Origin of the sequence: Rahnella sp. GSA61A, from assembly GCF_019969905.1 — a bacterium.
Lineage (GTDB): Bacteria > Pseudomonadota > Gammaproteobacteria > Enterobacterales > Enterobacteriaceae > Rahnella > Rahnella aceris.
In genome coordinates, this window is record NZ_JAHXYO010000011.1 from 74770 (window position 1) to 86911 (window position 12142).

Below are 12142 nucleotides of genomic sequence, written 5' to 3' on the forward strand. Positions count from 1 at the left end.
GATTCTGGCTGATTATCTTCCGTGCAGCGGGTATACTGTCGCACTCTCTTTACACCCACTTTCTCGCGTGCGAATCCAACATGCAAAAGTTTGATACCAAGACATTTCAGGGCCTGATCCTGACACTGCAAGATTATTGGGCGCAGCAGGGCTGCACCATTGTTCAACCGCTGGATATGGAAGTCGGCGCGGGGACCTCGCACCCGATGACCAGTCTGCGCGCACTCGGCCCTGAGCCTTTTGCGGCAGCCTATGTTCAGCCATCACGCCGTCCGACCGACGGCCGCTACGGCGAGAACCCGAACCGTCTGCAGCACTATTATCAGTTCCAGGTGATGATCAAACCTTCACCGGAAAACATTCAGGAGCTGTACCTCGGCTCACTGAAAGAGCTGGGTCTTGATCCGCTGATCCACGATATCCGCTTCGTTGAAGACAACTGGGAAAACCCGACGCTCGGCGCCTGGGGTCTTGGCTGGGAAGTGTGGCTGAACGGCATGGAAGTGACGCAGTTCACTTACTTCCAGCAGGTCGGGGGCCTGGAATGTAAACCGGTAACCGGCGAAATCACTTACGGTCTGGAACGTCTGGCGATGTACATCCAGGGCGTGGACAGCGTGTACGATCTGGTGTGGAGCAACGGTCCGCTGGGTAAAACCACCTACGGCGACGTGTTCCATCAGAACGAAGTGGAACAATCGACGTATAACTTTGAATACGCCGACGTCGATTTCTTGTTCACCTGTTTTGAACAGCACGAGAAAGAAGCGCAAACCCTGCTGGCGCTCGAAAAGCCACTGGCACTGCCTGCTTACGAGCGCATCCTGAAAGCGGCCCATTGCTTCAACCTGCTCGACGCGCGTAAAGCGATTTCTGTGACTGAACGTCAGCGCTACATTCTGCGCATCCGTACCCTGACTAAAGCGGTAGCTGAGGCGTATTACGCTTCCCGCGAAGTGCTGGGCTTCCCGATGTGCAAAAAGAACGATGATCATCCGAAACTAGAGAATGAGTGAGCCATCCATGACTGATAAAACTTTTTTGGTGGAAATCGGCACGGAAGAACTGCCACCGAAGGCTCTGCGCAGCCTTGCTGAATCTTTTGCCGCTAACCTGACTGCGGAGCTGGATGCGGCGAATCTGCCTCACGGCGACGTAAAATGGTTTGCCGCACCGCGCCGTCTGGCGCTGAAAGTCTCTGGTCTGCATGAATCCCAGGCTGACCGCGAAGTTGAAAAACGCGGCCCGGCTGTGGCGCAGGCATTTGATGCCGAAGGCAAACCGAGCAAAGCCGCTGAAGGCTGGGCTCGCGGTTGCGGTATCACCGTTGATCAGGCCGATCGTCTGGTCACTGACAAAGGCGAATGGCTGGTTTACCGTGCGCACGTCAAAGGTGAAAGCGCGCAACAACTGCTGCCTGCGATGATCGCCACGTCACTGTCTAAACTGCCAATTCCTAAACTGATGCGCTGGGGCGATTCCGACGTGCAGTTCGTGCGTCCGGTGCATACTGTCACCCTGCTGTTAGGCGATGAGCTGATCCCGGCGAAAATTCTCGGTATCGATTCTGCCCGCACTCTTCGCGGTCACCGCTTCATGGGCGAGCCTGAATTCACGATTGATAATGCCGATCAGTATCCGCAAATTCTGCTGGAACGCGGCAAAGTCATTGCCGATTACGAGCAGCGTAAAGCGCTGATCAAACGTGACGCGGAAAAAGCGGCAAAAGAAATTGGCGGTATCGCTGATCTGAGTGAAAGTCTGCTGGAAGAAGTCGCGTCTCTGGTTGAATGGCCGGTGGTGCTGACCGCGAAATTCGAAGAGAAATTCCTGGCTGTTCCGGCTGAAGCGCTGGTTTACACCATGAAAGGCGACCAGAAGTATTTCCCGGTGTACGACGCCGCAGGCAAACTTCTGCCGAACTTCATCTTTGTCGCCAACATCGAATCGAAAGATCCGCAGCAAATCATTTCCGGTAACGAGAAAGTGGTGCGTCCGCGTCTGGCCGATGCCGAATTCTTCTTCAATACCGACCGCAAGAAACGTCTCGAAGATAACCTGCCGCGTCTGGAAACCGTATTGTTCCAGAAGCAACTGGGTACGCTGCGCGACAAAACCGACCGTATTCAGGCGCTGTCTGGCTGGATCGCTGAGAAAATCGGTGCCAACGTTGAGAACGCAAAACACGCCGGTCTGCTGTCTAAATGTGACCTGATGACCAACATGGTCTTCGAGTTCACCGACACGCAGGGCGTGATGGGCATGCATTATGCACGTCACGACGGCGAGCAGGAAGAAGTCGCGGTTGCGCTGAACGAGCAATATCAGCCACGCTTTGCGGGCGACGAGTTACCGGCTTCGCTGGTAGCGTGCGCGCTGGCAATCGCTGACAAGATGGACACCCTGGCCGGTATTTTTGGCATCGGTCAACATCCGAAAGGCGACAAAGACCCGTTCGCACTGCGCCGTGCCGCGCTGGGTGTTCTGCGTATTATCGTTGAGAAAAACCTGCCACTTGATCTGCAAACCCTGACCGAAGAAGCGGTGCGTCTGTACGGCGACAAGCTGACTAACGAGAAGGTAGTAGATGATGTGGTTGATTTCATGCTCGGTCGTTTCCGCGCGTGGTATCAGGAAGAAGGTCACGCAGTTGATACCATTCAGGCTGTGCTGGCACGTCGTCCGACCAAACCGGCTGATTTCGATGCGCGCGTGAAAGCGGTGAGCTACTTCCGTACGCTGGATGAAGCGGCCACGCTGGCGGCGGCCAACAAGCGTGTGTCCAACATTCTGGCGAAATCCACGGATGTTCTGCTGGATCACGTCCACGCGTCCGTACTGAAAGAACCTGCTGAGCTGAAACTGGCGACGCATCTGGTGGTTCTGCGCGACAAGCTGGAACCGCTGTTTGCCGCCGGTCAGTACAAAGAAGCGCTGGTGGAACTGGCTGCATTGCGTGAAACCGTCGATACGTTCTTTGATACCGTGATGGTGATGGATGAGAACGAAGCGGTGCGTATCAACCGCCTGACGCTGCTCTCCAAACTGCGGGAGTTGTTCCTGCAGGTGGCGGATATTTCGCTGCTTCAGTAAGTTAAGTTTTTGCTCCCTCCCCCTGCTAAGGGGAGGGTTGGCCTCCCCCTTCGCAGGGGGAGGAGCAAGGCAGCTTATCGGATGCCAATTTCTACGCTTTTTTAAAAAGCGTTCTCCCCCCAATTGTTCTATCCTATAACCCGCATGGAATGCACAGCATCGGCAGGGAACTGGCCGGAAGAAGAACATTGAAATCAGGAGTCAGGACTCATGGCTGTAGGGATCAGAAGCGGTGCATTTTCTCGCTGGCTGGCGCCGTTTATCGCACTGCTGGTGGTGTTTCAGCTCACTGCATGCGGCGATAAAGAACCGGAGCAACGCAAAGCCTTTATCGATTATTTGCAAAATACCGTGATGCGTAGCGGGCAAAATCTGCCGTCGCTGAGTGAAGATCAGAAACAACGTTTTGGTAATTACGCGAATGACTACGGCATCATTCTGTCATTCTCCCGCCAGATGAAAGGTGCCGTTGAAGGTAGCCTGGTGCCGGTGGTGAGCGCGATTGGTCAGGTGCGTACGCCGCAGGATTACATGACTCAGCGCAGCGCGTTGCAACAGGCGGCCAGCACGCTGAGCTTGCTAAATGCGCAGTTGCGTGACTCAAAAGTGAAAGCCGACACCGCGATGGCGGCATTGAAACAACCGGACGATCTGAAAGCGGTTTATAGCCAGGTATACAACAGCGTGGTGACCCAGCCTGCTAACGTGCTGACACCACTGGTGCCTGCGCTGCAAAGCTTCACGCAGGATATCGCGTCTGTGGGTGATTTCCTGCAACAGCAGGGCACGCAGGTTGCTTTCGCCAACGGCGGCGTGCAGTTCCCGACGCAGCAACAGGCCACGCAGTACAACACCATGATGTCGAATCTGGTGGGTAAACAGCAGACATTGCTTCAGGCGCAAAAAGTCGCACAGGGCGATTTTAGCAACTAAGCCTGACTGATATCAGCAACGAAGCCACGTCATCTTGTACGTGGCTTTTTTATTGACTGAGATCCTGTCCGCCTGTTTATAAAAAATGACAATTTTTTGCCTGCAAATCCGGCTGAGTTCCTCTACTTTTGAAGGTAACTGTCAGTTTTTTCCCGTCTTTCACTTTAAGGATTTTTGATGAAACGTCAGATGATGACTCTGTTGGCTTCCCTTGTGCTGACACCGACGCTGGCGGTTGCTGCCGACAGCGCAACCGCAGATTTCACCCCGGCGCAACAGGAAGCCATTGGTAAAATTGCGGCGGATTACATGTTGCAGCACCCGGAAATTCTGGTGCAGGTCAGCCAGAAATTGCAGGCACAGCAGGCTGATCAGCAACAACAGCAAACCCTGAGCGCGGTGTTGGCAAATTCTAAAGCTCTGCTGAACGACCCTGCGACCCCAAGCTACGGCCCGAAAGATGCAAAAGTCGCGTTCGTGGAATTCTTCGATTACCAGTGCCTGTATTGCAGCCACATGGCGCCAGTTGTTGAGCAGACCGTGAAAGCCAATCCGAACGTACGTTTCGTCTTCAAAGAATGGCCAATCTTTGGTGACCGCTGGAAAGCGTCCATCACTGCGGCTGAAACCGGTATGGCTATCTGGAAAGAAAAAGGCGCTCAGGCGTACTTTGATTACCACAACAGCATTTACCGCACCGGTCATGACGAAGGTAAGCTTACGGATGCCGATATCGCCGGTGCAGTGAAAGCCGCGAAAGCGACAGCGCCAACCGATGCACAGCGTAAAGCGACGCACGAAGCCATCGCCGCTAACGATGAGCTGGCCCGTACGCTGGGCTTCAGCGGTACGCCAGGGTTCGTGGTGATGCCAACCAGCGGCGCGACCGCTGAAAACACCAGCGTTCTGCCTGGTGCTGTGTCTGCTGAAGAATTGCAGGCAGCCATTATGAAGGCGCAGGGCGGGAAGTAATTTTTGTTTCAATCCGGCAGCCTGTGCTGTCGGATTTTCTTCTCAGGTATAGTTTGGAAAGCACTTCTCAGTATCGAATGTAACGGCTGAAACTGAGTAAATTTTTACTCACTTCGTGGGTTTTGACGTGGTAACCTTCTTTTCTTCATGGATATTCATCCAATGAAACAATCTCTGATTCTGGGATCTGCCAGCAGAGTTTACTCAATTTTTTACTGATTACATGGATAGCTTATGATTGTTCAATTCGCTGATTATGCTGCGTTGAAAACGGATGAACAGCATTCCGAATTCTCAGCAGTGGAGAGCACGGGATCAGAGCACGTTATTGATCTTTCGGCCCGGCGTCAGTCTGCTGCATATAAAAAGGCCATGGCTCAGGTTTTGGAAGAAGCAGCCAAGCTAGACTGGTAACATTCAGGCTGTCCAGTCATTGGAGTGTCTATGGCTGAACCGGCAAAAAAAATCATTTCATTACCTGCATCAAATCAATCATTCGGCAACAATAACAGCATTGATGATATTCGTGAGCGCCGCTCACAAGAACTGGTCATCGGACTTTGTGGGGCGAGTGGATCAGGGGTTAAAACCCTTAAAGAAAAAATCATCACTAAACTTAAAGCCTGTAATTATCATGTTGTGCATATAAGAATTAGCGATTTAATGGCAGACACCCTGTCAGCTGCTGAAGCGGCAGAGTTAAAGAAACTTGAAGGCTATGAGCATTTTATCCAGTTGCAAAATCTCGGTAATACTCTGCGTGAAAAACATGGCAATATCATTAACTCCGAATTGGTTATCCGGAAAATAAAAGTTATCAGGACGGCAAATTTAAATACGGGAGATTTTAAAGGAGCCTCAGGAAAATCAACCAGTAAAATAGCTTACATTGTCGATCAATTAAAACATCCTGAAGAAGTTGATCTCTTTCGTGAGGTGTATCGTAATAATTTTTATCTGATCGGCTTAGTGAGAACGATTAATGAAAGAGTTATTAATTTGAAAAAGGATTTTCTTAACGATCATCAGATTGCCGAAATAATCAGGCGCGACAGGCGTTCCGAGTACCCTTATGGTCAACATGTCGAGGACACATTGCAGTGTGCCGATTATTTTATCAGGAACATAAATAATGATCAGATTAAAAAATCGATAGCCCGATTTATCGACCTTGTACATGGCGCAAATAATGTGAGTCCCAGCCAGGATGAAACCGGCATGTTCACCGCGAATTCAGCCGCATTACGCTCTGCCTGTTTATCGCGTCAGGTGGGGGCTGCTATTACGGATGATAATTGCAATATCCTCTCCACTGGCTGCAACGATGTACCTGCTGCAGGTGGTGGGCTCTATTCCTGTGAAAGCAAGAGCGATAAACGCTGTTATAACAACGATGGCTGCCATAGTGATATGCACAAGGATTTAGTCAGGCGTGAGGTCGAAGCAGTGATCGCCCGTAGTGATCCGTCACGGGCGAATGAACTTGCAATACAGATTATGAAAACCCCAAAAATAAAGTCCCTGATTGAATACTCGCGTGCTATTCATGCCGAAATGGATGCAATTACTACGATGGCGCGTCTTGCGAATGCAAGTACTTGTGATAAGACACTTTATTGCACAACTTATCCTTGCCACAACTGTGCACGACATATTGTTGCCGCTGGATTGAAGAGGGTGGTTTATATCGAACCTTATGCCAAGAGTCTGGCTGAAGACCTTCACGGTGATTCGATAGCTCATGCCGACAGTACGGATAAAACTAAAAAGGTTATTTTCGAGAATTTTGAGGGAACGGCACCGAGACGGTATACAAAATTTTTCGGTTATAGCCGTCCGAGAAAAGATGACAGAGGCAAGCCAATTTCTTATGAAATCCCTGCTTCCCATCACGTTGATCCACAATATCTGGATAGTTATGGTGATTCTGAATCAAAAGTGATTTTGAATGTTACTCATAAGCTTCGTGATGAACCTGTCCCCGATTAAAGAAGAAGCGGGTATTCCGGATACCCGCTCCCCCTGTAATTTTCTTTCAACATCTCTCCCGTAAACTCAGTTTTCCTTTCCTCAGACACGTCTGAATGCTTTTTAAGCGAAATACACAAGTCCGGCGAAAAATACTTTGTGATCAATATCACGTTTTAATGATAAAGACTCGTTAACAAAAAGTGACTTAAGTCACATATTTGGCAGGGTCACGCTCAAATAATCGTCAGTGTAGCTCGGTTACAGGCTGTTTTTGTGATGATGATCACCAAAATGCAGGGGGTGAAGGCTGTATACGTGTGATCTGCGTCACGGGCTGTCGGGTGGCTACGCGAGGCCTATAATCACGTGGTAGAGTCCGCCTCGCAGACAGCAATTCGACGGACGGATTTTTAAAGCAGTGGCACAAAAACCGAAACAACCGTCACCGATAATTAACTGATATCACGCGCTCTATTGTCAGCGCGTATCAATAGGGGTGCGTTTTATGTTTTCACCAGACGTTAAGATCAAAGTTCAAAACTTTGGTCGCTTCCTGAGTAACATGGTAATGCCCAACATCGGCGCGTTTATCGCCTGGGGTATCATTACTGCTCTGTTCATTCCTACCGGCTGGATCCCTAATGAAACATTAGCGAAACTGGTTGGCCCGATGATCACTTATCTTCTGCCATTGCTCATCGGTTATACCGGTGGTCGTCTGGTCGGTGGTGATCGCGGTGGTGTGGTCGGCGCAATCACCGTAATGGGTGTTATCGTTGGTGCGGATATGCCAATGTTCCTCGGCGCAATGATTGTAGGTCCGCTGGGCGGCTGGTGCATCAAGCGTTTCGACCGCTGGGTTGACGGTAAAATCAAAAGTGGCTTCGAGATGCTGGTCAACAACTTCTCGGCCGGTATTATCGGTATGCTGTTGGCCATTCTGGCCTTCCTGGCAATCGGTCCGCTGGTAGAAGCACTGTCTAAAGTGCTGGCTGCAGGCGTGCACATCATGGTTATTCATAACCTGTTGCCGCTGGCGTCTATCTTTGTTGAACCGGCGAAAATCCTGTTCCTCAACAACGCTATCAACCACGGTATCTTCTCTCCGCTGGGTATCCAGCAGGCGACTGAAACCGGTAAATCTATCTTCTTCCTGATCGAAGCGAACCCGGGTCCGGGTATGGGCGTCCTGATGGCGTACATGTTCTTCGGTCGTGGCAGTGCTAAACAATCAGCTGGCGGTGCGGCAATCATCCACTTCCTGGGTGGTATCCACGAAATTTATTTCCCATATGTTCTGATGAACCCACGTCTGCTGCTGGCAGTCATTCTGGGCGGTATGACTGGCGTGTTCACCCTGACTGTGCTGAACGGCGGTCTGGTGTCTCCGGCTTCTCCGGGTTCCATCCTGGCGGTTCTGGCGATGACACCAAAAGGTGCGTACTTCGCTAACATCGCGGCTATCGTGGCAGCCTTTGCGGTGTCCTTCGTTATCTCTTCTTTCCTGCTGAAAACCACCAAAGCGAAAGACGGCGACGATCTGGACGAAGCAACACGCCGTATGCAGGATATGAAAGCCCAGTCTAAAGGCGGCAAACCTGCTGTTGCAGGCGTGGCGGGCGACCTGTCTACCGTACGTAAAATCATCGTTGCCTGTGACGCCGGTATGGGTTCCAGCGCAATGGGTGCCGGTGTGCTGCGCAAAAAAGTGCAGGATGCCGGGCTGACCAACATCAGCGTCACCAACAGCGCGATCAACAACCTGCCTGATGATGTGGATCTGGTGATTACTCACCGTGACCTGACTGAACGCGCCATGCGCCAGGTGCCACACGCACAGCACATTTCGCTGACCAACTTCCTCGACAGCGGCCTGTACACGGACCTGACTTCACGTCTGGTTGAAGTGAACAAAGCCAGCCAGTACAAAGAGAAAGTGACCACCACGCTGGGCGACAGCATCGTGACTGACAATGAAAACGAAAACCTGTTCCGCATTAGCGAAAGCAACATCTTCCTCGGCCTGAACGCGGCGACCAAAGAAGACGCGATTCGTTTTGCCGGTGAACAACTGGTGAAAGGCGGGTATGTTCAGGCAGAATATGTCGACGCGATGCTGGCTCGTGAGCAGCTGACCTCGACGTATCTGGGCGAATCCATCGCTGTGCCGCACGGTACCATCGAAGCGAAAGATCGCGTGCTGAAAACCGGTATCGTGTTCTGCCAGTATCCGGCGGGTATCCGCTGGGGCGATGATGAAGATGACCGTGCACGCCTGGTCGTCGGTATCGCAGCGCGCAATAATGAGCACATCAACGTGATCACCAAACTGACCACGGCGCTGGACGAAGAAGGTGTTATCGAACGTCTGGCGAACACCACCAGCGTTGAAGAAGTTCTGACTATTCTTCGCGGCTAAGGTTGAGTAATCAGTAGAGCGTTACTAAGCGGGTCTTGATAAAAGACCCGCTTGTTGATTCGGAGCCGGGCGGCTCCCAGCTTTACCCAAAGCTTTTTACCATAAAGTATGGCCCCCGATTTGAAGGAAATATTATGAAAGCATTACATTTTGGTGCAGGTAACATTGGTCGCGGTTTTATCGGTAAATTACTTGCTGATGCCGGGATTGAACTGACGTTTGCGGATGTCAGCCCTGCCTTACTGGATGCGCTGAACAGCCGTAAAGGTTACGACGTGCACGTGGTCGGTGAACAGGCCACCGTTGAGCCTGTCAGTAATGTGAATGCCGTGAACAGCGCCGGTCAGGAGGCAATCAACCTGATCGCTGAAGTCGATCTGGTGACCACCGCCGTCGGTCCGACCGTGCTGGAAAAAATCGCGCCGAACGTCGCTAAAGGTCTGGTGCTGCGTCATCAGCAAGGCAACGAAAAGCCGCTGAACATTATCGCCTGCGAAAACATGGTGCGCGGTACCAGCCAGTTTAAACAGCACGTATTCAACGCCCTGCCGGAAGATGAAAAAGCCTGGGTTGAAGCGCACGTCGGTTTTGTCGATTCCGCCGTAGACCGCATCGTTCCCCCTGCGGCAGCGGGCACCACCGATCCGCTGGAAGTCACCGTTGAAACCTTCAGCGAATGGATTGTGGATAAAACCCAGTTCAAAGGAGAATTGCCGGAAATCGCAGGCATGGAACTGACGGATAACCTGATGGCGTTTGTTGAACGTAAACTGTTCACCCTCAACACCGGTCATGCCATCACCGCCTATCTCGGCCAGCAGGCAGGCCACGCGACAATTCGTGATGCGATCCTCGACGAGAAAGTGCGTCTGGTGGTTCGCGGTGCCATGGAAGAAAGCGGGGAAGTGCTGATCCGCCGTTACGGTTTTGACCCGGAAAAACATTTCGCTTACATCGAAAAAATCCTGACCCGTTTCGAAAACCCGTACCTGCATGACGATGTTGAGCGCGTTGGCCGTCAGCCACTGCGTAAACTGAGTGCGGGTGATCGTCTGATCAAACCCTTGCTGGGCACGCAGGAATATCGCTTGCCGAACGACAATCTGGTGAGAGGGATTGCGGCCGCGATGCATTATCGCAGCGAGCAAGATCCGCAAGCTAAAGAACTGGTAGAATTGCTGGAGAAAGTTGGGCCAAAAGCCGCCCTTGCCCAGATTTCAGGTCTGCCAGAAGATGGCGAAGTTGTGGCGAAAGCCGTCGCTCTCTACGAATCGATGCACTGATACTGCGTTTATTTTGATTTCGCCAACACCAGGCAAAGAAAGCCCTGTCGGGCGGGATGTTTCTGCCCGACATGCGCGCATCATGGATGACGCCAGGGGCGCTGTCAGCATCGGCTCTTTAATGCAAGTAAGCCCTATGGAAAAAGCTCAGGCGTTTGAAAACCGTGTACTTGAAAAGCTTAATGCGGGTAAAACCGTGCGCAGCTTTTTAATGACCGCTGTGGAGTTACTGGCCGAAGCGCTGGATATTCTGGTGGTGCAGGTTTTCCGTAAAGATGATTATGCGGTGAAATATGCAGTCGAACCGTTACTGACCGGCACCGGACCGCTCGGTGATTTGTCTGTACGTCTCAAACTGATTTATGCGCTGGGCGTGATCAGCCGTCATGAATACGAAGATGCAGAATTACTGATGGCGCTGCGTGAAGAGCTGAATTACGACGGTGAAGAGTATCGTTTTACCGATGATGAAATTCTCGGCCCGTTCGGTGAATTGCATTGCGTGACAGAATTGCCGCCAGCGCCCACTTTCCTGAAACCGGGCGAAGCCGACGAGTCGCTGATCGCCATGCAACGTCAGCGCTATCAACAAATCGTCCGCTCCACCATGGTCCTTTCCGTGACAGGGCTGATCGCCCACATCAGTAATCAGCAGCCTTCCAGGCTTTCTCCGGTGCAAAAATAAATCCCCGTCATACTTCGAGCCACAGATGCGTTGGCTGCGTTCAGTCACCCGAATCACTTACATGAGTAAGCTCATCGGGACTCCATCACTTGCCGCCTTCCTGCAACCCGAACTATTTTGGGGATTTGTTTTAGTTAAGCGCATGGCGCACTTCGCCGAACAGCAACCACAGCGCGGTTAATGCCATCATGCCGCCCATGATTGTGTTAAACATTTTCAGCTTCCATTCCACACGTAGCGCCTGACGTAATCTGTCACCCATCACGACCCACACCAGAATGCAGGGCAGATTGATCAGCGCGAAGCCGACACAAATCAGCAGCGTGTGATGCAGCATGTTGCCATCCGGCGGGGTAAACAGAATCGCCACGTTGGTCGCCATCAGCCACGCTTTCGGGTTCACTGCCTGAAATAACGCGCCATTAATCATGTTCATCGGTTGCTGTTTTGCGCCTTCTTTCGGCGAGCCGGAACGGTAAATTTTCCACGACAGCCAGAACAGATACGCACAGCCCACTGCCGCCATTGGCAGACGCACAACGGTCATCCAGCTCAGCAGAATCGCCAGCATGGAGGTCATCAGCGCACACTGCACCACGCAGCCCAGCGTAATTCCCAGCATCATCGGCACGCTGCGGCGCAGCCCGAAATTCACCCCGGAAGCCGCCAGCAACAGATTGTTCGGGCCGGGTGTAATTGACATCACGGTGACGTAACTGACAAAAGCGGTATCGATCATTTTGTTTTCCTGCATCCCCTGTTTTCCAGATAACCAGAGTAAACACT

The 12142-nt window shown here is 51.8% G+C and carries 10 protein-coding genes; 9 read left to right on the forward strand and 1 reads right to left on the reverse strand.

The genetic code is table 11. The features are described 5' to 3' along the window. Positions 1-80 precede the first annotated feature (80 nt). From glyQ to LC431_RS15210, 9 genes are all read left to right on the forward strand, one after another. On the forward strand, positions 81-1016 hold the full coding sequence (gene glyQ / locus LC431_RS15170; RefSeq protein WP_037033860.1) for a glycine--tRNA ligase subunit alpha: 936 nt from the start codon (positions 81-83) through the stop codon (positions 1014-1016). A gap of 7 nt (positions 1017-1023) precedes the next feature. Next, entirely contained in the window at positions 1024-3093 is a 2070-nt protein-coding gene (gene glyS, locus LC431_RS15175) for a glycine--tRNA ligase subunit beta (protein ID WP_223510045.1), read from the forward strand. 210 nt (positions 3094-3303) lie between these two features. Further along, positions 3304-4026 carry a DUF3053 domain-containing protein gene (locus LC431_RS15180; protein ID WP_013573380.1) on the forward strand — a complete coding sequence of 241 codons (723 nt, stop codon included), beginning with the start codon at positions 3304-3306 and terminating at the stop codon, positions 4024-4026. Between the two features lie 177 nt (positions 4027-4203). Beyond that, positions 4204-4998 carry a DsbA family protein gene (locus LC431_RS15185; protein ID WP_014411434.1) on the forward strand — a complete coding sequence of 265 codons (795 nt, stop codon included), beginning with the start codon at positions 4204-4206 and terminating at the stop codon, positions 4996-4998. 234 nt (positions 4999-5232) lie between these two features. Beyond that, positions 5233-5412 carry a hypothetical protein gene (locus LC431_RS15190; protein WP_013573382.1) on the forward strand — a complete coding sequence of 60 codons (180 nt, stop codon included), beginning with the start codon at positions 5233-5235 and terminating at the stop codon, positions 5410-5412. A 30-nt stretch (positions 5413-5442) separates the two neighbouring features. Next, the gene (locus LC431_RS15195; RefSeq protein WP_013573383.1) at positions 5443-6987 is read left to right on the forward strand and encodes an anti-phage dCTP deaminase; all 1545 of its coding nucleotides are present in this window, start codon (positions 5443-5445) and stop codon (positions 6985-6987) included. Between the two features lie 487 nt (positions 6988-7474). Continuing rightward, on the forward strand, positions 7475-9388 hold the full coding sequence (locus tag LC431_RS15200) for a PTS mannitol transporter subunit IICBA (protein WP_013573384.1): 1914 nt from the start codon (positions 7475-7477) through the stop codon (positions 9386-9388). Positions 9389-9522: 134 nt separating this feature from the next. Next, entirely contained in the window at positions 9523-10671 is a 1149-nt protein-coding gene (locus LC431_RS15205; protein WP_013573385.1) for a mannitol-1-phosphate 5-dehydrogenase, read from the forward strand. 136 nt (positions 10672-10807) lie between these two features. Further along, complete coding sequence (locus tag LC431_RS15210) at positions 10808-11356, forward strand: MltR family transcriptional regulator (RefSeq protein ID WP_014411435.1); 549 nt, start codon at positions 10808-10810, stop codon at positions 11354-11356. 130 nt (positions 11357-11486) lie between these two features. Here the strand turns inward: LC431_RS15210 and LC431_RS15215 are convergent, their stop codons facing one another. Next, entirely contained in the window at positions 11487-12095 is a 609-nt protein-coding gene (locus LC431_RS15215; RefSeq protein ID WP_223510046.1) for a LysE family translocator, read from the reverse strand. Between the last annotated feature and the right edge of the window lie 47 nt (positions 12096-12142).

What these genes read in the sequence shown, in the direction of transcription:
- LC431_RS15195 (WP_013573383.1), top strand. Translation starts at nt 5,443, where the DNA reads ATGGCTGAACCGGCAAAAAAAATCATTTCATTACCTGCATCAAATCAA.
- LC431_RS15180 (WP_013573380.1), top strand. Translation starts at nt 3,304, where the DNA reads ATGGCTGTAGGGATCAGAAGCGGTGCATTTTCTCGCTGGCTGGCGCCG.
- LC431_RS15190 (WP_013573382.1), top strand. Translation starts at nt 5,233, where the DNA reads ATGATTGTTCAATTCGCTGATTATGCTGCGTTGAAAACGGATGAACAG.
- LC431_RS15210 (WP_014411435.1), top strand. Translation starts at nt 10,808, where the DNA reads ATGGAAAAAGCTCAGGCGTTTGAAAACCGTGTACTTGAAAAGCTTAAT.
- glyQ (WP_037033860.1), top strand. Translation starts at nt 81, where the DNA reads ATGCAAAAGTTTGATACCAAGACATTTCAGGGCCTGATCCTGACACTG.
- LC431_RS15200 (WP_013573384.1), top strand. Translation starts at nt 7,475, where the DNA reads ATGTTTTCACCAGACGTTAAGATCAAAGTTCAAAACTTTGGTCGCTTC.
- LC431_RS15215 (WP_223510046.1), bottom strand. Translation starts at nt 12,095, where the DNA reads ATGATCGATACCGCTTTTGTCAGTTACGTCACCGTGATGTCAATTACA.
- LC431_RS15205 (WP_013573385.1), top strand. Translation starts at nt 9,523, where the DNA reads ATGAAAGCATTACATTTTGGTGCAGGTAACATTGGTCGCGGTTTTATC.
- LC431_RS15185 (WP_014411434.1), top strand. Translation starts at nt 4,204, where the DNA reads ATGAAACGTCAGATGATGACTCTGTTGGCTTCCCTTGTGCTGACACCG.
- glyS (WP_223510045.1), top strand. Translation starts at nt 1,024, where the DNA reads ATGACTGATAAAACTTTTTTGGTGGAAATCGGCACGGAAGAACTGCCA.